Source organism: Pseudomonas sputi (assembly GCF_021603585.1).
Classification (GTDB): Bacteria; Pseudomonadota; Gammaproteobacteria; order Pseudomonadales; family Pseudomonadaceae; genus Aquipseudomonas; species Aquipseudomonas sputi.
The window spans coordinates 1-20,217 of sequence record NZ_BQHI01000039.1; the positions used below are offsets into that span (position 1 = coordinate 1).

A 20,217-nucleotide genomic window follows, 5' to 3' on the forward strand; every position below is an offset into this window, starting at 1 on the left:
AACTCGCCGCCCCCACCGCCATCCCGGTGCGAGTCGTCGCCGTCAGCGAAAAAGACGTCCCCCGCTACACCAGCGGCATCGGCTCGGTTCTCTCGCTGCACAGCGTCGTGGTACGCCCACAGATCGACGGCATCCTCACCAAACTCCTGGTCAAAGAGGGTCAGTTGGTAAAACAAGGCGACCTGCTCGCCACCATCGACGACCGCTCGATCCGCGCCAGCCTCGACCAGGCCCGGGCGCAACTGGGCGAAAGCCAGGCGCAACTGCAAGTCGCTTTGGTCAACCTCAAGCGCTACAAACTGCTCAGCGTCGACGACGGCGTCTCCAAGCAGACCTACGACCAGCAACAGGCACTGGTCAACCAGCTCAAGGCCACCGCCCAAGGCAATCAGGCCGCGATTGACGCGGCACAGGTACAACTTTCCTACACCCAGATTCGTTCCCCGGTCACCGGCCGCGTCGGGATTCGCACGGTCGACGAAGGCAACTTCCTGCGCATGACCGACGCGCAAGGTCTGTTCACCGTGACCCAGATCGACCCGATCGCCGTCGAGTTTTCCCTGCCCCAGCAAATGCTGCCGACCCTGCAAGGCCTGATCAGCGATCCGCAGCGTGCGCAGGTCAAGGCCTACATCGGCGCCGACACCGACGGTGAAACCGGCAACCTGCTGGGCGAAGGTCACCTGACCCTGATCGACAACCAGATCAACGCCAACACCGGCACCATCCGCGCCAAGGCCGAATTCGACAACCCCAACCAGAAGCTCTGGCCGGGCCTGCTGGTGACGGTAAAGATTCAGACGGCGCTGGATAAAAATGCGCTGGTGGTCCCGCCCACCGTCGTACAGCGCGGTCTCGACCAACACTTCGTTTATCGGGTCAACGGCGACAAGGTTGAAGCGGTGCAGGTGCAGATGGTTTATCAGGGCAGCGGTCAGGACATCATCAAGGGCGTGAAGCCCGGCGACGTGCTGGTCAGTGATGGCCAGTCGCGGCTCAAGCCCGGTTCGACCGTGCAGGTCATGAGCGAACCGCCGCAGGTGGTACAAGCGGAGCCCAAGCCATGAAGCAGCACAAAGGCGTTTCGACCTGGTGCATCGATCACCCGGTGGCGACGATTCTGCTGACCATCGCGCTGGTGCTGGTCGGGGTGATTGCCTTCCCGCGCCTGCCGATTGCCCCGTTGCCGGAAGCGGAATTTCCGACGATTCAAGTCTCAGCACAGTTACCCGGCGCCAGCCCCGACACCATGGCTTCGTCCGTGGCCACGCCGCTGGAGGTGCAATTCAGCGCCATCCCCGGCATGACCCAGATGACCTCCAGCAGTGCGCTGGGCTCCACGTTGCTGACCCTGCAATTCACCCTCGACAAGAGCATCGACACCGCCGCCCAGGAAGTGCAGGCCGCGATCAACACCGCCGCCGGCAAACTGCCGAAAGACATGCCGACCCTGCCGACCTGGAAGAAGGTCAACCCGGCCGACAGCCCGGTGCTGATCCTCAGCGTCAGCTCCACGCAAATGCCCGGCACTGAACTCAGCGATCTGGTGGAAACCCTCCTTGCCCGTCAGATCAGTCAGATCGACGGCGTAGGCCAGATCAACATCACCGGTCAGCAACGTCCGGCAATCCGCGTTCAAGCTTCGGCCGACAAACTGGCGGCCATCGGCCTGACCCTCGCCGATATTCGTGTGGCGATCCAGCAGACCAGCCTCAACCTCGCCAAAGGTGCGCTGTATGGCGACTCGAGCATTTCCACGCTGTCGACCAACGACCAGTTGTTTCACCCCGAGGAATACAGCCAGCTCATCGTTTCCTACAAGGACGGCGCCCCGGTTCACCTCAAGGATGTGGCGAAAGTCGTCAACGGTTCGGAAGATGCCTACGTGCAGGCCTGGGCCGGTGATCGGCCGGGCGTGAACCTGGTGATCTCCCGTCAGCCCGGCGCCAACATCGTCGAAACCGTTGACCGGATTCAGGCCGCCCTGCCCGGCCTCGAAGCCATGCTGCCGGCCTCGGTGCAGGTGAAAACCCTGATCGACCGCACCCAGACCATCCGCGCCTCGCTGCATGAAGTGGAAATCACCCTGCTGATCGCGATCCTGCTGGTGGTGGCGGTGATGGCGCTGTTCCTGCGCCAGCTGTCGGCGACGATGATTGTCTCGGCGGTGCTCGGCGTATCGCTGACTGCCAGTTTCGCCCTGATGTACCTGCTCGGTTTCAGCCTGAACAACCTGACCCTCGTCGCCATCGTGGTGGCGGTGGGGTTCGTGGTCGACGATGCGATCGTGGTAGTGGAAAACATTCACCGTCATCTGGAGGCCGGCGACAGCATGCGCGACGCTGCGATCAAGGGCGCCGGCGAGATCGGTTTCACCGTGGTGTCGATCAGTTTCTCGCTGGTGGCGGCGTTCATTCCGCTGCTGTTCATGGGCGGCGTGGTCGGGCGCCTGTTCAAGGAGTTCGCCCTGACGGCCACCTCGACCATCATGATTTCCGTGGTGGTATCCCTGACGCTTGCGCCGACGCTGGCGGCGCTGTTCATGCGTAAACCGGTGCATCACGCCCATGACAAACCGGGCTTCAGCGAACGCCTGCTCGGCTGGTATGAAAAAGGCCTGCGCCGCGCCCTCGCCCACCAGAAATTGATGATCGGCGTGTTCGGCATTTCCGTCGCGCTGGCGATTGGCGGCTACGTGTTTATCCCCAAGGGTTTCTTCCCGGTGCAGGACACCGGTTTCGTCCTCGGCACCACCGAAGCCGCCGCCGATATCTCCTACAGCGACATGGTGAAAAAACACTTGGCGATGGCCGAAATCGTCGCTGCCGACCCTGCCGTCCAGGCGTTTTCCCACTCGGTCGGCGTGTCCGGCAGCAACCAGACCATCGCCAACGGCCGCTTCTGGATCGCCCTGAAAAAACGCGGTGACCGCGATGTTTCGGCCAGCCAGTTCATCGACCGCATCCGTCCGCAACTGATGAAAGTCCCCGGCATCGTGCTTTACCTGCGCGCAGGCCAGGACATCAACCTCAGCTCCGGCCCGAGCCGTGCGCAGTATCAATACGTGCTCAAGAGCAACGACGGGCCGACCCTCGCCACCTGGACCCAGAAACTCACCGAAAAGCTACGTAGCATCCCGGCGTTCCGCGACATTTCCAACGACCTGCAACTGGGCGGCAGCATCACCCACATCAGCATCGACCGCAGCGCCGCCGCGCGTTTCGGCCTGACGGCGAGTGATGTCGACGAGGCGCTGTACGACGCCTTCGGCCAGCGGCAGATCAACGAGTTCCAGACTCAGGTCAACCAATACAACGTGATCCTGGAACTGGACACCAGACAGCGCGGCAAGGCCGAAAGCCTCAACTATTTCTACCTGCGCTCACCGCTGAGCGGAGAGATGGTGCCGCTGTCGGCGCTGGCCCGATTCGACGCGCCGACCATCGGCCCGCTGTCCATCGCCCACGATGGCATGTTCCCGGCCGCCAACCTGTCGTTCAACCTGGCGCCCGGCGTGGCGCTGGGTGACGCGGTGATTCTGCTGAATCAGGCCAAGGCCGAAATCGGCATGCCGACCGCGATCAGCGGCAACTTCCAGGGCGCGGCCCAGGCGTTCCAGAGTTCGCTGAAAAGTCAGCCGTGGCTGATTCTGGCGGCGCTGGTGGCGGTGTACATCATCCTTGGCGTGCTCTACGAGAGCTTCGTCCATCCGCTGACGATCATTTCGACCTTGCCGGCGGCGGGGCTGGGTGCGGTGATCATGCTGTGGATCTGCGGGCAGGACTTTTCGATCATGGCGTTGATCGGGTTGGTGCTGCTGATCGGTATCGTGAAGAAGAACGGTATTCTGATGATCGACTTCGCCCTGGAAGCGCAGCGCCATCGCGGGCTGTCGCCGCAGGATGCAATTTTCGAGGCGTGTATCACGCGGTTCCGGCCGATCATCATGACCACCCTCGCCGCGCTGCTTGGCGCCCTGCCGCTGATGCTCGGTTACGGCACCGGCGCCGAACTGCGCCAGCCACTGGGGATCGCTGTGGTGGGCGGCCTGCTGGTCAGCCAGATGCTGACGCTGTTCACCACGCCGGTCATATACTTGTGGCTTGAGCGGCTGTTCCACAAGCCCAAACCTGCGCCCATCGCGGCGCTGGCAACGACAGACTGAGGCGGGTCATGCGCGTTCTGATTATCGAAGACGAAGAGAAAACCGCGGACTACCTGCACCGCGGCCTGACGGAACAGGGTTACAACGTGGATCGGGCCCGCGACGGCGTCGAGGGCCTGCATCTGGCGCTGGAAAGCGACTACGCGGTGATCGTCCTCGACGTGATGCTGCCGGGCCTCGACGGCTTCGGCGTACTGCGCGCATTGCGTGCGCGCAAGCAGACGCCGGTGATCATGCTCACCGCCCGCGAACGGGTCGAAGACCGGATCCGAGGCCTGCGCGATGGCGCCGACGATTACCTCGGCAAACCGTTTTCCTTCCTCGAACTGGTGGCGCGCCTGCAAGCGCTGACCCGGCGCAGTGGCGGCCATGAACCGGTGCAAGTGAGCATCGCCGACCTGTGGATCGATCTGATCAGCCGCAAGGCCACCCGCGCCGGCACCCGGCTGGATCTGACCGCGAAGGAGTTTTCGCTGCTCAGCGTCCTGGCCCGGCGCCAAGGCGAAATCCTCTCGAAAACCGCGATTGCCGAGATGGTCTGGGACATCAATTTCGACAGCGACGCCAACGTGGTCGAAGTCGCGATCAAGCGCCTGCGAACCAAGCTCGACGGGCCGTTCGACGAGAAGCTGCTGCACACGATCCGGGGCATGGGTTATGTGCTGGAGAGCCGTGGTGTCCAGTAACTCTATCGCGCTGCGCTTGAGCGGGATGTTCACGCTGGTGGCGCTGCTGGTGTTCCTGTTGATCGGCGGCGCGCTGTATCAACAAGTGGATAAAGGCCTCGGCCTGTTGCCGGAAGCAGAGCTCGATGCGCGTTACAGCGTGCTCGAATCCGCGCTCAATCGGTATGGCACACCCGAGCATTGGGTGAAGATCAACGCCAAGCTCAAGCTGCTCGGCGAAGAAGACAAGCGCATCCGTTTCTGGGTGGTCAGCGGCGATCCGGGCTACGAGTTCGGCGAGCCGGATGCCTTGATCCGCGCGTTCGCCCAAGGCCCGCTGGGCATGCGCGACCTGCAACTGCCCGACCATCCTTATCCGCTCAAAGTGCTGCTGACCGAACTGCCGGCCAAGGATCAACGCCCTCCGCTGCGCTTCATGATCGGCATCGATACCGAGACCTTTCACCAGACCCAGCATCAGTTGCTGATCGCGCTGGTCAGCCTGGCGGTGATCGGCGTGCTGCTGGCCTCGGCATTGGGTTACTGGGTGGCGCGGATCGGCCTCAAACCGCTGATCAAACTGTCCCACGAAGCCCAGCGTCTGGCCCCGCCGTTGCGGGCCGGGCGTCTGCGGCTGTCGCCGTTGCCGCCGGAACTGGAGCAGTTCGTCGACTCGTTCAACTCGACGCTGGAGCGGGTCGAACAGGCGTACTCGCGGCTGGAATCGTTCAACGCCGACGTCGCCCATGAGCTGCGCTCGCCGTTGACCAACCTGATCGGCCAGACCCAGGTCGCCCTCACTCGCGGACGCTCCGCCGAGCATTATTTCGAAGTGCTGCAATCCAACCTCGAAGAGCTGGAACGCCTGCGTTCGATCATCAACGACATGCTGTTTCTGGCCAGTGCCGACCAGGGCAGCAAGGCCACCAAACTGACCTCGACCTCGCTGGCCGATGAAGTGGCAACCACCCTCGAATACCTCGACTTCATCCTCGAAGACGCGCAAGTCCAGGTTCGGGTAAGCGGCGATGCGCAGGTGCAGATCGAGATCGCTCATCTGCGCCGGGCACTGATCAATCTGCTGAGCAACGCGGTGCAACATACCGCGCCGGGACAAGTGATCGAAGTGCAGATCGCGGTCGAAGAGCATCAGGTGAGTATCGGCGTGGCCAACCCCGGTTCGCCGATTGCCAGCGAGCATTTGCCGCGTTTGTTCGAACGCTTCTACCGGGTCGATGCGTCGCGCAGCAACAGCGGCAACAATCACGGTTTGGGACTGGCGATCGTCAAGGCGATTGCGCTGATGCATGGCGGCGATGTGTTTGTGCGCAGTGATCGCGGGATGAACACCTTTGGCATCCACCTTCCGGTCTGAGGTCAGGGATCATTGCCATTCCCGCAACAGTCATTTATGAAAATCACGCTGTTTCCCAACGCCCGGCAACCTTATCTTTGCCCGCACCAAACAGCACTTGCCAAGCAAGAAGGTTTTCAAGATGTCCAACAGTATGGGTATTGCCAGCGCTTTCGTTCTGTCCTCATTGATCCTGTCGCCAATGGCGATGGCTGAAGAATCCCAGACGTTCGTGGCGCAAAACGCAGCCCGGGCTCAGGCGTATGAACAGCATCAGGCAGAAGTGATGGCCAAGGCCAAAGACGCCACGCAAGCCCCGCAGGCCGGCCTTTCCCAAGCGCAGTCCGAATCCGGGGCCGACAGCTGAGGCACGCACCACTCCGTTTCCCTCGACGCGGTTGTTTGGCTCTTCCCGTTCAACCGTCGTCCTTGCAGGCCGCTGATTTTCAGCGGCCTTTTTTCGTTGTGGTCTGAAAGCTGTCTGGTACGTCTTTAACAACTGGAAACATCCCGCACCTCAAGACATTGAAGTGTCAGTTGACCCAAGGAGCTTTACCGCACGTGCGTTACCCAGTTCGCTTCACCCCGCTGTTCATTGCAATTGCCGCAACGATTGCCCCCGCCGCCCACGCCGCCGAATCCGAGCAGCAAGGTTTCGTCGACGGCGCGAGCCTCAACCTCAACGCCCGCAACTACTACATGAACCGCAACCGTCTGCAGCAGACGGATGACAACATCGAGTGGGGCCAGGGGTTGCTCGGCAAATTCGAGTCGGGCTACACCGAAGGTACGATCGGCTTCGGCATCGATGCCCACGCCATGCTCGGTTTGAAACTCGACGGCGGTGGCGGCACGGACAACTCCAGTATCCTGCCGGTCAGTGACGGCAGCGGCAAAGCGCCGGGCTCGTTCTCCACGGCGGGCGGCACCCTGAAAATGCGTGCGTTCGATACCGAGTTGAAGGCCGGTGACCTGTTTCTCGCCAACCCGGTGATCGCCGGTGGCGAGACGCGCATGCTGCCGCAGACCTTTCGCGGTCTGAGCCTGAGCAACCACAGCTTCGACGGCTGGATGATCGAAGGCGGCCAGGCCAGTTTCACCAAGCCCTATAACCAGAGCGGCCACAAACGCATCGGCACCTCTTACGGCAGCCTTGCCGAGGGCGACAAGAGCCAGCACCTGAACTGGGCCGGCGTGGCCTGGAGCGGCGTCGAAGGCCTGACCAGCAGCCTGTACGCTTCCGAGCTGAAGGACATCTGGAACCAGTACTACTACGACCTCGAGTACACCTGGGCGCTGAATAACCTGGTGACCCTCAACCCGGGCCTGCACTTCTATCACACGCAGGACACCGGCGACGCGCTGCTGGGCAACATCGACAACAACACCTACAGCCTGCATTTCACCGTCGGCGTCGGCAGTCACAGCGTCACCGCCGCGTACCAGCGGGTCAACGGCAACACGCCGTTCGACTACATCAGCCAGGGCGACAGCGTCTACCTCGATAACTCCCAGCAGTACTCGGACTTCAACGGCCCGAACGAGCGTTCGTGGAAACTCAAGTACGCGTACGACTTCGCCGGGCTGGGCCTGCCGGGCCTGACCTCGGCGGTGTCCTACTCGCGCGGTACGCTGGACCTGACCAAGGTCGATCCGCACAGCAAGGGTTACGCCTCGTGGTACAGCGCCGAGGGTCGCGACGCCAAGCACTGGGAACGCGACATCGACCTCAATTACAGGGTGCAAAGCGGTCCGGCCAAAGACCTCGCGGTACGCCTGCAATGGGCGACCAACCGCGGCGGCAACGGTTACGGCGCGCTGGATACGGACACCGATGAATACCGTGTGATCATCGACTACCCGATCAACGTCTTCTAAGATCGCCGCTACAGTAGAAAGGCCAGCCGATGTGCTGGCCTTTTTCTTGCCTGTGGCAGCGAGCGGGTACAACTACGCTTAAAAGAACCTCCAACCGAAAACCGAACCATGATCGCGAGCCGCCCCCCCACCGTTCCCGGCACGACCGGACGCTCCGAGCTGCTGCTGATCTCAGGCAGCCTGTTGAGCGTGATCACGATTGTGTGCATCGTCACGTTCCTGCTGATCCGTGAACGCGCCAACGCCCAGGAATCGGCGACCCGTAGCGCCACCACCATCGCCCAGTTGATCGATGCCGATGTACTGCGCACCGTCGAACTGTATGACCTGACGCTGCAAGGGCTGATCGCCGCCGCCCAGCGTGACGACCTGAAAAACGTGTCGCCGCAGATCCGCCATCTGGCGTTGTTCGACCGCTCCACCACAGCGCGCTTCAAGGGCGACATCCTGTTGCTCGACAAGCATGGCGACGTGATCGCCGACTCTTCGCGAATCGAGCCGCTGCCGGGCAATTTCGCCGACCGCGACTACTTCCTCGCCCACGCCTTCAACCGCGATACCGGCATGTTTATCAGCCGTCCGTTCAAACCCCGTTGCGACTGCGATGACGCGAACCAGTGGATAATCAGTTTCAGTCGGCGCATATCTTCGGACACCGGTGAATTCCTGGGGGTGGCCGTGGCATCGATGAAACTCGATTACTTCGATCAGTTGTTCAACAGCCTCGACATCGGCATCGACAGCACCCTCAACATCATCAACAACGACGGCATCCTGCTGGCGCAGAAGCCTTATCTGCAACGCGATTCGATCGGCAAGAGCTTTGCCGCCCGGCCCAATGTGGTGCAGATCCTGCGCGACAGCAACGGCAGCGGCAGTTTCAACAGCATCTCGAGCATGGATTATCAGCAACGGCTGTACACCTATTCGCGGGTCGGCAATCTGCCGCTGACGGTGATCGTTGCCCTGTCCAGTGAGGAGGTGTTCGGCGCGTGGCGACGCACGGCGATCCTGATCAGCGGCGCCACCGGCGTGCTGTGTGCCGGGCTGCTGTGGCTGACCTGGCTGCTGGCCCGGGAGCTGCGCCTGCGCCAGCGGGCCGAACGCGAACTGGCACAACTCGCGGCGACCGATGCCCTGACCGGGGTCGCCAACCGGCGGATGCTCGATCAGTCGTTGCGTCACGAGTGGTTTCGCGCACAACGCTCGGGCCAACCCCTGTCATTGCTGATGATCGACGCCGACCACTTCAAGGCCTTCAACGATCGCCACGGGCATCAGGCCGGGGATCAGGCGTTGCGTGAGCTGGCGCGGGTAATCACCGCCAATGTGCGGCGCCCGGCGGATCTGGTGGCCCGTTATGGTGGGGAGGAGTTTTCGGTGATCCTTGCAGAAACCGACAGTGCCGGGGCGCAGCAGATCGCCGAGCACATTCGTGCAGCGGTGGAGCAACTGCCGACCTTGAATGAAGACCCGTCACCGATGACGGTGAGCGTCGGCATCGGCACCTGGACGCCAGCGAGCGAAATCAGCCTGGAACAGCTGTTGTTTGCGGCGGACAGGGCGTTGTATCAGGCCAAGGAAGCCGGGCGAAACCGAGTCGTCGTGGCTTGAGAACAGGCATAAAAAAAGGCCACCCAAAGGTGGCCTTCAAAAAACTAGAGAGGTTCTTTACTTACACCGCCGCAACCGGGCGCATGTAAGAGATCGGTGCAGTGCTGGCGTCTTCGAACGTCACGACTTCCCAGGCATCTTTCTGCTCAATCAACTTGCGCAGCAGCTGGTTGTTCAGTGCGTGGCCGGACTTGAAGCCCTTGAACTCACCAATCAGGCTGTTGCCCAGCAGGTACAGGTCGCCAATCGCATCGAGGATCTTGTGCTTCACGAATTCGTCTTCATAGCGAAGGCCGTCTTCGTTCAGTACGCCATCGGCATCGACCACGATCGCGTTTTCCACGCTGCCGCCGAGTGCGAGGTTGTGCTTGCGCAGGTACTCGATGTCACTCATGAAACCGAAAGTACGGGCGCGGCTGACTTCTTTAACAAACGAAGTGCTGGAAAAATCCACGCTTGCACTTTGGGTGCGGTCCCGGAAAACCGGGTGATCGAAATCGATCTCGAAGCTCACCTTGAACCCTTCGAAAGGGACGAAAGTGGCGCGCTTGTCGCCGTCTTCCACTGTCACTTCACGCAGGATGCGGATGAATTTCTTGGCGGCGTCCTGCTCTTCCAGGCCAGCCGATTGAATCAGGAATACGAAAGGTCCTGCGCTGCCATCCATGATCGGGACTTCAGACGCGGAGAGCTCGACGTAGGCGTTATCGATGCCCAGGCCAGCCATGGCCGAGAGCAGGTGCTCCACCGTGTCTACCTTCACGTCACCGTTGACCAGCGTCGTCGACATGGTTGTCTCGCCGACGTTGGCCGCGCGAGCCGGTATCTCGACAACCGGATCGAGATCGGCACGACGAAAGACGATCCCGGTGTCGACAGGTGCAGGCTTGAGGGTCAGGTAAACCTTCTCCCCGGAGTGCAGACCTACACCGGTGGCACGGATAATATTTTTCAGTGTGCGTTGTTTAATCATGGCATGGGCCGCTTCAGCGCAAATTGCGAACTGGTATCAACAAAGGCTGGCGATGATAGCAGACCGAGCCTTTGCTGAACACCAATCACCTGAATACCCCTGATACATCTCATCAATCGGCCTGACGACGCAGGAAAGCCGGGATGTCCAGGTAGTCCAGGTCATCTTGCGGATTCATCTTCGTGGCAGTCGCAGCACCGGCCTGAGCCTGGTTGCGCATGACGGTCGGACGGTCCAGGTCACGGTAGTTCACCGCAGGCTGTTCCTGACGAGCGGGTGCCGGTTGCTGCACTTGAGCAGGCGCCATCGAGGTGTGAACAGTGTTGTCGATGACCTTCACAGGCTTCTCGATTTTCGCGCCCAGACCGGTGGCAACCACAGTCACATGCAGTTCGTCGCGCATGTCCGGATCGATAACGGTACCGACCTTGACCATCGCGTGCTCGGAAGCAAAGGCTTCGATGATCGAACCCACGTCGGAGTACTCACCCAGGGACAGGTCAGGACCGGCAGTGATGTTCACCAGGATGCCGCGTGCGCCTTGCAGGTTCACGTCTTCCAGCAGCGGGTTGCGGATGGCCGCTTCGGTCGCTTCACGCGCACGGTTCGGACCGCTGGCGCAGCCAGTGCCCATCATCGCCATGCCCATTTCGCTCATCACGGTGCGTACGTCGGCGAAGTCGACGTTGATCATGCCCGGACGCTTGATGATGTCGGAGATACCGCGAACGGCACCGGCCAGTACATCGTCAGCCTTGGCGAAAGCCGACAGCAGGCTGGCGTCCTTGCCGAGGATGGTCAGCAGTTTTTCGTTCGGAATGGTGATCAGCGAGTCGACGCTTTCCGAGAGCATGCGGATGCCTTCGTCGGCGATCTGCATACGCTTGCGACCTTCGAACGGGAACGGACGGGTCACGACCGCAACGGTCAGGATGCCCATTTCCTTGGCCACTTCGGCGATGATCGGCGCAGCACCGGTACCGGTACCGCCGCCCATGCCGGTGGTGATGAACACCATGTTGGTGCCAGCCAGCACTTCAGCGATGCGCTCGCGATCTTCCAGCGCAGCCTGACGGCCGACTTCCGGGTTGGCGCCGGCGCCCAGGCCTTTGGTCACGCCGGTGCCGAGTTGCAGAATGGTGCGCGCGCCGATGTTTTTCAGCGCTTGAGCATCGGTGTTGGCGCAGATGAATTCCACGCCTTCGATGTTGCTCTTGACCATGTGATTGACAGCGTTGCCGCCGCCACCGCCAACACCGATAACTTTGATTACCGGGCTTGCGGGGATGTTGTCTACGAGTTCGAACATTTTCCCTCTCCTTACATTCTCTAGTTTTTTCGCCTACTGCTGTTTGTTGCGGTACTGCGGTAAAGCTTTAGAAGTTGCCTTGAACCCACTTCTTCAAACGGTCAAGCAACGGCGCCTGCGGCTCTTCGTTGCTGTAGCTGTCGCGGCTGCCGATGCCCGAGAACGAGATCCCGTCGGACTGCTTTTGCAGGCCGTACATCAACAGGCCGACGCCAGTGGAATAAATCGGGTTGCGTACGACGTCATCCAGACCTTTCACGCCATGCGGCACGCCCAGGCGGACCGGCATGTGGAAGATTTCCTCGGCCAGTTCCGTGGCGCCTTCCATCTTCGAGGTACCACCGGTCAGCACGATGCCGGCCGGGATCAGGTCTTCGTAGCCGCTGCGACGCAGCTCGGCCTGGATCAGGGTGAACAGTTCGTCGTAACGCGGCTCGACCACTTCAGCCAGGGCCTGACGGGACAGTTCGCGCGGCGGACGGTCGCCGACGCTCGGCACCTTGATGGTCTCGCCCGCACCGGCCAGTTTGGCCAGGGCGCAGGCATAGCGGATCTTGATCTCTTCGGCGTACTGGGTCGGGGTGCGCAATGCCATGGCGATGTCGTTGGTCACCTGGTCACCCGCGATCGGGATCACCGCCGTGTGGCGAATCGCACCTTCGGTGAAGATCGCGATGTCGGTGGTGCCGCCACCGATGTCGACCAGGCACACGCCCAGCTCTTTTTCGTCGTCGGTCAGTACCGAGTACGCCGAGGCCAGTTGCTCGAGAATGATGTCGTCGATTTCCAGACCGCAGCGACGCACGCATTTTTCAATGTTCTGTGCGGCGTTGACCGCGCAGGTGACCACGTGAACCTTGGCTTCCAGACGCACGCCGGACATGCCCAGCGGCTCGCGCACGCCTTCCTGGTTATCGATCACGTAATCCTGCGGCAGGGTGTGCAGCACACGCTGGTCGGCCGGGATCGCCACAGCCTGGGCGGCGTCGAGTACGCGCTCCAGGTCAGCCGAGCTGACTTCGCGATCACGAATCGCCACGATGCCGTGGGAGTTCAGACTGCGAATGTGATTGCCCGCCACGCCGACGAACGCCGAGTGAATGCGGCAGCCCGCCATCAGTTGGGCTTCTTCGATCGCGCGCTGGATCGATTGCACGGTGGACTCGATGTTGACCACCACGCCTTTCTTCAGGCCGCGGGACGGATGAGTGCCGATCCCGACGATTTCCAGCGAGCCGTCGTCCGCAACCTCGCCGACCAGCGCCACCACCTTGGAGGTGCCGATATCGAGACCGACGATCATTTTGCCGCTTTGCACGTTTGCCATGGGTCCTGCCTCTTCTTAATTCTTTGCGACAGCGGGTTGGGCTGTCGTCGGCGCTACGGGTTCCCGCCAGCCAACGGCGAGGCCGTTGGCATAGCGCAGATCGATGCGCGCAATGTTCGTAATCTGTTCTTTGAGCGTCTTGTCATAGATGGCAATAAAGCGGCGCATCTTTTCCACCAGGTTGCCGCGTCCCAGCAGCAGCTCGATGCCGGGGCCGGAACTGCCGGCACCCGTGGTCAGGAACCAACTGCCACGTTCACGCAGTTCGAGCCGCGCAATCGAGAAGCCCAATGGCCGGAGCATCTGGCTCAGCACCTGGTATTGCTGCATCACTTGCTGCTGGGCCCGCTGCGGGCCGAACAGCTGCGGCAGGTGTTCGTAGTTCGCCAGTTCCTTGGGCGTGAACGCCTGGCCCTGGTTGTTGAGCAACGACTCATCGCCCCAACGGGCCACCGGCAGTTGTTCTTCGAGGCGGATCACCACCTGGTCCGGCCACACCCGACGTACTTCGGCGTGAGCGATCCACGGCATCTGCTCAAGCTCGGTGCGCATGCTCGCCAGGTCGATGGTGAAGAAGCTCGATGCCACAAACGGGGCGATCCGCTGCTGCACCGCCTGCTGGCTGATGTAACTCAGGTCGCCCTGCACGGCGATCTTGGTGATCGGCCGGTCGGCGTACGGCAGCAGACGCTGCGCGCCTTCGTAAGTGCCAAACCCCAGGGCCACCAGCAGCACCGGCCAGAACAGACTTTTCAGAAAGCCGAAGTTGGCTTTCGGCAGGCGCGCGGACATCGGCTCTTTGGCCACCATTCGGCTGGCACCCCGCGGCACCGGCTTGCGGCCGGGTGCGGGTGACTGATGTCTGAGATGAGCGCCTTGCATGGTCTTAACCTCGCGCCTCTTTCTTGCCATCGGCATCGACACTGGCGGCCAGAATGGCCAGGACCAGTTGCTGGAAATCCAGCCCGGCCGCTTTCGCCGCCATCGGTACCAGGCTGTGATCGGTCATGCCGGGGGCGGTGTTGACTTCCAGGAACCAGAATTTGCCGTCGGCGTCCTGCATCACGTCCGCCCGCCCCCAACCGGCAATACCCAGCGCCTCACAGGCTTGCGCCGTGAGGTCCATGAGTTCTTTTTCCTTGGCGGCATCGAGCCCGCACGGAATCCGATACTGGGTATCGTTGGCGATGTACTTGGCGTCGTAGTCGTAGAACGTGTGTGGCGTACCCAGGGCGATAGGAGGCAACACCTGGTCACGCAGGGTGGCGATGGTGAACTCGGGACCGTGGATCCATTGCTCGACCAACACTTGCGAATCGTAGGTACTGGCCGCTTTCCATGCGTCGATCAACTCGGACGCAGAACTCACTTTGGCCATCCCGATACTTGAACCTTCATGCGCCGGTTTGACGATCAAAGGGAAGCCCAGTTCCGTCGCTGCCGAAATACAATCAGCCTCGCTGCGCAGCACGGCGTGACGCGGTGTCGGAATCCCTAACGTGTGCCAGACCTGCTTGGTGCGCAACTTGTCCATCGCCAGTGCCGAAGCCAGGATGCCACTGCCGGTGTACGGAATGCCGGCCACTTCGAGCAGGCCTTGCATGCTGCCGTCTTCACCGCCGCGACCGTGGAGGATGATGAACGCACGGTCGATCTTTTCGCTCAGCAGGCGCTGCAGGATATCGGCGCCGACGTCGATGCCGAACGCGTCCACGCCCGCGCTTTGCAGCGCAGTCAGCACCGCGTTGCCGGACTTCAGCGAGACTTCACGCTCGGCACTCAGGCCACCGAACAGCACGGCCACACGACCGAAATCCTTCGGGGCGATGGTGGAGAACAGATTGGCGTAGGCAGCAGTCATTTCAACTTCCCCTCGACCGATGCCGCCACGGCACCGGCGAACAACTCGCTTTTCAACAGTTTCGGTGCGAGACCGCCGATATCACCGGCGCCCTGGCACAGCAGAATGTCGCCGGCACGCAGCAGCGGCTTGACCAGTGGCGCCAGATCAACGCCGCGCTCGATGTAGATCGGGTCGAGCTGACCGCGCTGGCGGATGCTGTTGCACAGCTTGCGACTGTCGGCGCCCGGGATCGGCTCTTCGCCCGCCGGATAGACTTCCATCAGCAGCAGTACGTTGGCATCGGCCAGTACATTGACGAAATCGTCGTACAGGTCGCGGGTGCGGCTGTAGCGGTGCGGCTGGTAGACCATCACCAGACGGCGCTCCGGCCAGCCACCGCGCACGGCTTTGATCACGGCTGCGACTTCGGTCGGGTGGTGACCGTAGTCGTCGACCAGCATCACGTTGCCGCCGTCCACCGGCAGTTCGCCGTAGACCTGGAAGCGTCGGCCCACACCCTGGAACCCGGACAGGCCCTGGACGATGGCTTCGTCGCTGACGCCTTCGTCGGTAGCGATGCAGATGGTCGCCAGGGAATTGAGCACGTTGTGGTTGCCCGGCATGTTCACGGACACATCCAGCGGCTCGCGATCAGGCCGCAGCACGGTGAAGAAGGTCTGCATGCCTTGCTGGCGAACATTGATCGCGCGCACGTCGGCTTCTTCGCTGAAACCGTAGGTGACGACCGGGCGTTTGACCTGCGGCAGGATTTCACGCACCACCGGATCGTCCAGGCACATCACCGCCAGACCGTAGAACGGCAGGTTGTGCAGGAATTCGACGAAGGTTTTCTTCAGTTTGTTGAAGTCGCCGTCGTAGGTCGCCATGTGGTCGGCGTCGATGTTGGTGACCACAGCCACCAGCGGTTGCAGGTGCAGGAAGCTGGCGTCGCTTTCATCGGCTTCGGCGATCAGGTAACGGCTGGTGCCGAGTTGGGCATTGGTGCCCGCAGCATTCAGACGGCCACCGATGACGAAGGTCGGATCCAGGCCACCGGCCGCGAACACCGAAGCGATCAGGCTGGTGGTGGTGGTTTTGCCATGGGTACCGGCGACGGCGATGCCGTGGCGGTAGCGCATCAGTTCGGCGAGCATTTCGGCACGCGGCACCACCGGGATGCGGCGTTCCAGCGCGGTCGCGACTTCCGGGTTGGAGGTGTTGACGGCGCTCGACACCACCAGCACGTCGGCAGCCGCGGCGTTCTCGGCACGGTGGCCGATGAAGATCTGCGCTCCGAAGGATTCCAGGCGCTCGGTCACCGGCGAAGCTTTCAGGTCCGAACCGGACACTTCATAGCCCAGGTTCAGCAGCACTTCGGCAATACCGCACATGCCCACGCCGCCGATCCCGACGAAGTGGATGCGACGGATACGGCGCATTTCCGGTTGCGGCATGGCTTTCTGATTCTCAACCATGGGCCACCTCCAGACAGGTATCGACCACGCTACGGGTGGCTTCGGGTTTCGCCAGACGGCGGGCCGCTTGGGCCATTTGTTCAAGTCGTTGCGGTTGCATCAAGACCTCTGTCAGGCGCGCGGCAAGGTCCGCGGCGCCAGTCGTTCTTTGCGGCATCAGGAAGGCAGCGCCTTCGCGGGCCAAATAATCGGCGTTGCGGGTCTGGTGATCGTCGATCGCGTGGGGCAAGGGCACCAGCATCGAGGGCAGACCGGCGGCGGCCAGTTCGCTGATGGTCAATGCGCCGGCGCGACACACCACCAGGTCAGCCCAGCCATAGGCCTGGGCCATGTCTTTGATGAACGGCTGCACCTGCGCATCCACGCCGGCGGCGCGGTAGCGCTCTGCAGTCACTTCATCGTGGTTTCTGCCCGCCTGATGAAACACTTCCGGACGCAAGTCGACAGCGACTTGTGCCAGGGCTTCAGGCAGCAACTTGTTCAACGGCTCTGCGCCCAGGCTTCCGCCCAGGATCAGCAAACGCGCCTTGCGTCCGGCCAGGGCCGGGCGCGGTGTTTCGAGGAACAGCTCGCTGCGCACCGGGTTACCGGTGGTACGGCGGCTGTCCGACAGGGTAAAGGTGTCGGGGAAGGCTTCACACACCCGGGCGGCGAACGGCACCAGCAACCGATTGGCGGTGCCGGCCACGGCGTTCTGCTCATGAACGATCACCGGCACGCCGGCCAGTTTGGCGGCGAGACCACCGGGGCCGGTCACATAGCCGCCGAAGCCGACCACGCACACCGGACGCAACCGGCGAATGATCGCCCGCGCCTGCCACACCGATTTCAGCAGCATGAACGGCGCCTTGAGCAGCGACAGTTTGCCCTTGCCACGCAGGCCCGTGGCGTTGATGCGGTGCAATTCAAGACCCGCCGCCGGCACCAGGTCGTTTTCGATCCCGCGCGGCGTGCCGAGCCAGTGCACGGTGTAGCCGCGCGCCTGGAATTCGCGGGCACAGGCCAGCGCCGGGAACACGTGGCCACCGGTACCGCCGGCCATGATCAATACGTTAGCGCCCATGGTTCGGCTCCTCGGCGAAGTCGCTCTCATGGAATTCCATCTCTTCACTGCCCAGGTGGGTCCGGCTCTCCCACTCGATCCTCAGCAACAGGCCAAGACAGGCGCAGCAGATCACCAGGGAGCTGCCGCCATAACTGAGGAACGGCAAGGTCAGGCCCTTGGTCGGCAACAGGCCGACGTTCACGCCGATGTTGATCAGGAACTGGCCGATCCACAGGAACGACAGGCCGTAGGCAACATAAGCGGCAAAAAACTGTTTGGCCTTCTCGGCCCACAAACCGATGTACATGCCGCGAATACACACGAACACGAACAACGCCACGGTGCACAGCGAGCCGACGGCGCCGAGCTCTTCGGCCAGCACCGAGAACACGAAGTCGGTGTGCGCTTCCGGCAGGTAGAACTGCTTCTGCACGCTGTTGCCCAGGCCAACGCCCAGCCATTCGCCGCGACCGAACGCGATCAAGGCCTGGGATAATTGATAACCGGCGCCGAACTGATCGGCCCACGGGTCGGCGAAGTTGGTCAGACGCGCCATCCGGTACGGCTGCATCTGAATCAGCAACACCACCGCACCGACGGCCAGCACCACCATCAGCGAGAAGCGGAACAGCCCGACCCCGCCGAGAAACAGCATCGCCGCCGCCGCGCCCATCATCACGACGGTGGCGCCGAAGTCCGGCTCCATCAGCAACAGGCCGGCCATCGGCAACAGCACAATGAACGGTTTGAAGAAGCCCATCCAGCTCTCGCGCACTTCTTTCTGGCGGCGCACCAGGTAACCGGCGAGGTAGATCACCACGAACACCTTGGCGATCTCGGACGGCTGAACGTTGAAGAAGCTGAAACCGATCCAGCGCATCGAACCGTTCACCTCACGGCCGATCCCCGGGATGATCACCATCACCAGCAGGCCGAACGCACCGATCAGCATCATCCAGCCCAGGCGCTGCCAGGTGGCGATCGGGATCATCATCGTGACGATGCAGGCGCCCAGGCCCAACACCACGTAGATCAGGTGACGAATCATGTAATACAGCGGGCTGCCCGACTGCACGGCCGCCACTTCGGTGGAGGCCGAGGCGATCATGATCAGGCCCAGACCGAGCAACGCCAGGCAACCGGCGAGCATCGGGAAGTCGAGGTCGATCCCGCGCCCGGTGATGAGCGGCGACGGGTATGGCTTGATGATGTTTCTCAAGTTCATGCCAGATCCCCCACGGTGCGGACGAACTGGTGACCACGGTCTTCGTAGTTCTTGAACATGTCGAAACTGGCGCAGGCCGGCGACAGCAGCACCACGTCGCCCGGTTGGGCGGCGGCGCGGCATTGGGCGACCGCGTCGACCAGCGTGGTCGCGCGAATCAGCGGAACGGCATCGCCGATCGCGTCGCCGATCCTGTCGGAGTCGCGGCCCATCAGAATCACGGCGCGGCAATGGGCCGCCACCGGATCGCGCAGGTCCTTGAAGTCGGCACCCTTGCCGTCGCCACCGGCGATCAGCACGACCTTGCCATCGATGTCCGCACCCAGGCCTTCGATGGCGGCCAGTGCGGCGCCAACGTTGGTGGCCTTGGAATCGTTGTAATACCCGACGCCGTCCAGATCACGTACCCACTGGCAACGGTGTTCCAGACCGGCGAAGGTGCGCAGGGCCGCCAGCATGGCGTCGAACGGCAGCCCGACCGCGTGGCCGAGCGCCAGCGCTGCCAGGGCGTTGGACTGGTTGTGGGCACCGCGAATCTTCAATTCGCGCACCGGCATCAGGTTCTGGAATTCGAAGGCCAGGTATTTCTCGCCATTCTCTTCGCGCAGACCGAAGGCCTTGAAATCGGGTTGGGTCAGACCGAAGGTCCAGCACGGCTGGCCCTCGCCCATCAGTGGCCGGGTCAAGGCGTCCTGGCGGTTGACCACGAACTGCTTCGCCCCCCGGAAGATCCGGTGCTTGGCCAGGTGGTAGGCCGGCAGACCGCTGTAGCGATCCATGTGGTCTTCGCTGATGTTGAGCACGGTCGCCACTTCGGCGTTGAGCTGGTCGGTGGTTTCCAGCTGGAAGCTTGACAGCTCCATCACGTACAGCTCGACGTCATCGCTGAGCAGATCCAGCGCCGGCGTACCGAGGTTGCCGCCTACTGCCACGCGCTTGCCGGCCGCAGCCGCCATCTCGCCGACCAGCGTGGTGACGGTGCTTTTTGCGTTGGAACCGCTGATAGCCACGATCGGCGCCTTCGCGTTACGCGCGAACAGCTCGATGTCGCCGGACAGCTTCACGCCACGGGCCGCGGCGGCTTGCAGGGCCGGGGTCGCCAGCGCCAGGCCGGGGCTCACGTAGAGCTCGTCGGCACGGCACAGGAATTCGACGTCCAGCTCGCCACAACGCACTTCCACGTGCGGATAGTCACGCTGGAGCGTGGCCAGTTCCGGTGGATTTTCCCGCGTGTCGGCCACAGCAAACGCCACGCCCCGGTTCGCCAGGAAGCGAACCAGGGACATGCCGCTCTTGCCGAGGCCGACAACGATGCGGAAGTGGTCAGAAGCGATCAGAGACACT

At 62.3% G+C, this 20,217-nt stretch carries 16 protein-coding genes; 7 read left to right on the forward strand and 9 right to left on the reverse strand.

What is annotated here, in order from left to right:
• The 7 genes from L6D81_RS27690 to L6D81_RS27720 all read left to right on the forward strand — a co-directional run.
• A partial coding sequence (locus L6D81_RS27690; RefSeq protein ID WP_236182768.1) for an efflux RND transporter periplasmic adaptor subunit occupies positions 1–1,067 on the forward strand: 1,067 nt, incomplete at its 5' end.
• Positions 1,064–4,165, forward strand: a complete 3,102-nt coding sequence (locus L6D81_RS27695; protein WP_236182769.1) for a multidrug efflux RND transporter permease subunit — start codon at positions 1,064–1,066, stop codon at positions 4,163–4,165. The genes L6D81_RS27690 and L6D81_RS27695, both read left to right, overlap by 4 nt.
• Before the next feature lie 8 nt (positions 4,166–4,173).
• Positions 4,174–4,851 carry a heavy metal response regulator transcription factor gene (locus tag L6D81_RS27700; RefSeq protein ID WP_236182770.1) on the forward strand — a complete coding sequence of 226 codons (678 nt, stop codon included), beginning with the start codon at positions 4,174–4,176 and terminating at the stop codon, positions 4,849–4,851.
• Positions 4,841–6,205, forward strand: a complete 1,365-nt coding sequence (locus L6D81_RS27705; protein ID WP_236182771.1) for a heavy metal sensor histidine kinase — start codon at positions 4,841–4,843, stop codon at positions 6,203–6,205. The genes L6D81_RS27700 and L6D81_RS27705 overlap by 11 nt, the downstream gene beginning before the upstream one ends.
• Before the next feature lie 121 nt (positions 6,206–6,326).
• A complete protein-coding gene (locus L6D81_RS27710) occupies positions 6,327–6,551 on the forward strand; it encodes a hypothetical protein (RefSeq protein ID WP_236182772.1) in 225 nt (74 codons plus the stop codon).
• Between the two features lie 194 nt (positions 6,552–6,745).
• Positions 6,746–8,062, forward strand: a complete 1,317-nt coding sequence (locus tag L6D81_RS27715; RefSeq protein WP_236182773.1) for an OprD family porin — start codon at positions 6,746–6,748, stop codon at positions 8,060–8,062.
• Positions 8,063–8,170: 108 nt separating this feature from the next.
• Positions 8,171–9,676 (forward strand): sensor domain-containing diguanylate cyclase, encoded by a 1,506-nt coding sequence (locus tag L6D81_RS27720; RefSeq protein WP_236182774.1) that lies wholly within the window; start codon positions 8,171–8,173, stop codon positions 9,674–9,676.
• 61 nt (positions 9,677–9,737) lie between these two features.
• Here L6D81_RS27720 and lpxC read toward each other — a convergent pair whose 3' ends face one another.
• From lpxC to murD, 9 genes are all read right to left on the reverse strand, one after another.
• Positions 9,738–10,649 (reverse strand): UDP-3-O-acyl-N-acetylglucosamine deacetylase, encoded by a 912-nt coding sequence (lpxC, locus tag L6D81_RS27725; RefSeq protein ID WP_007956752.1) that lies wholly within the window; start codon positions 10,647–10,649, stop codon positions 9,738–9,740.
• 112 nt (positions 10,650–10,761) lie between these two features.
• Positions 10,762–11,958 carry a cell division protein FtsZ gene (ftsZ, locus tag L6D81_RS27730; protein ID WP_236182775.1) on the reverse strand — a complete coding sequence of 399 codons (1,197 nt, stop codon included), beginning with the start codon at positions 11,956–11,958 and terminating at the stop codon, positions 10,762–10,764.
• A gap of 67 nt (positions 11,959–12,025) precedes the next feature.
• Positions 12,026–13,285, reverse strand: coding sequence for a cell division protein FtsA (gene ftsA / locus L6D81_RS27735; protein WP_169431853.1), 1,260 nt, complete (start codon positions 13,283–13,285; stop codon positions 12,026–12,028).
• Positions 13,286–13,300: 15 nt separating this feature from the next.
• Entirely contained in the window at positions 13,301–14,167 is an 867-nt protein-coding gene (locus tag L6D81_RS27740; protein WP_236182776.1) for a cell division protein FtsQ/DivIB, read from the reverse strand.
• Between the two features lie 4 nt (positions 14,168–14,171).
• A complete protein-coding gene (locus tag L6D81_RS27745; protein ID WP_007956758.1) occupies positions 14,172–15,146 on the reverse strand; it encodes a D-alanine--D-alanine ligase in 975 nt (324 codons plus the stop codon).
• Complete coding sequence (gene murC, locus L6D81_RS27750; protein WP_192562353.1) at positions 15,143–16,603, reverse strand: UDP-N-acetylmuramate--L-alanine ligase; 1,461 nt, start codon at positions 16,601–16,603, stop codon at positions 15,143–15,145. The genes L6D81_RS27745 and murC overlap by 4 nt, the downstream gene beginning before the upstream one ends.
• Positions 16,596–17,666, reverse strand: coding sequence for an undecaprenyldiphospho-muramoylpentapeptide beta-N-acetylglucosaminyltransferase (gene murG, locus L6D81_RS27755; RefSeq protein ID WP_236182777.1), 1,071 nt, complete (start codon positions 17,664–17,666; stop codon positions 16,596–16,598). The genes murC and murG overlap by 8 nt, the downstream gene beginning before the upstream one ends.
• On the reverse strand, positions 17,656–18,873 hold the full coding sequence (ftsW, locus tag L6D81_RS27760) for a putative lipid II flippase FtsW (protein ID WP_373874356.1): 1,218 nt from the start codon (positions 18,871–18,873) through the stop codon (positions 17,656–17,658). Before ftsW ends, murG begins: the two co-directional genes overlap by 11 nt.
• Positions 18,870–20,216 carry a UDP-N-acetylmuramoyl-L-alanine--D-glutamate ligase gene (gene murD, locus L6D81_RS27765; RefSeq protein ID WP_236182778.1) on the reverse strand — a complete coding sequence of 449 codons (1,347 nt, stop codon included), beginning with the start codon at positions 20,214–20,216 and terminating at the stop codon, positions 18,870–18,872. Before murD ends, ftsW begins: the two co-directional genes overlap by 4 nt.
• Position 20,217 lies beyond the last annotated feature (1 nt).

What these genes read in the sequence shown, in the direction of transcription:
- L6D81_RS27710 (WP_236182772.1), top strand. Translation starts at nt 6,327, where the DNA reads ATGTCCAACAGTATGGGTATTGCCAGCGCTTTCGTTCTGTCCTCATTG.
- L6D81_RS27740 (WP_236182776.1), bottom strand. Translation starts at nt 14,167, where the DNA reads ATGCAAGGCGCTCATCTCAGACATCAGTCACCCGCACCCGGCCGCAAG.
- L6D81_RS27720 (WP_236182774.1), top strand. Translation starts at nt 8,171, where the DNA reads ATGATCGCGAGCCGCCCCCCCACCGTTCCCGGCACGACCGGACGCTCC.
- ftsZ (WP_236182775.1), bottom strand. Translation starts at nt 11,958, where the DNA reads ATGTTCGAACTCGTAGACAACATCCCCGCAAGCCCGGTAATCAAAGTT.
- murC (WP_192562353.1), bottom strand. Translation starts at nt 16,603, where the DNA reads ATGGTTGAGAATCAGAAAGCCATGCCGCAACCGGAAATGCGCCGTATC.
- murG (WP_236182777.1), bottom strand. Translation starts at nt 17,666, where the DNA reads ATGGGCGCTAACGTATTGATCATGGCCGGCGGTACCGGTGGCCACGTG.
- L6D81_RS27745 (WP_007956758.1), bottom strand. Translation starts at nt 15,146, where the DNA reads ATGACTGCTGCCTACGCCAATCTGTTCTCCACCATCGCCCCGAAGGAT.
- ftsW (WP_373874356.1), bottom strand. Translation starts at nt 18,873, where the DNA reads ATGAACTTGAGAAACATCATCAAGCCATACCCGTCGCCGCTCATCACC.
- lpxC (WP_007956752.1), bottom strand. Translation starts at nt 10,649, where the DNA reads ATGATTAAACAACGCACACTGAAAAATATTATCCGTGCCACCGGTGTA.
- L6D81_RS27700 (WP_236182770.1), top strand. Translation starts at nt 4,174, where the DNA reads ATGCGCGTTCTGATTATCGAAGACGAAGAGAAAACCGCGGACTACCTG.
- ftsA (WP_169431853.1), bottom strand. Translation starts at nt 13,285, where the DNA reads ATGGCAAACGTGCAAAGCGGCAAAATGATCGTCGGTCTCGATATCGGC.
- L6D81_RS27695 (WP_236182769.1), top strand. Translation starts at nt 1,064, where the DNA reads ATGAAGCAGCACAAAGGCGTTTCGACCTGGTGCATCGATCACCCGGTG.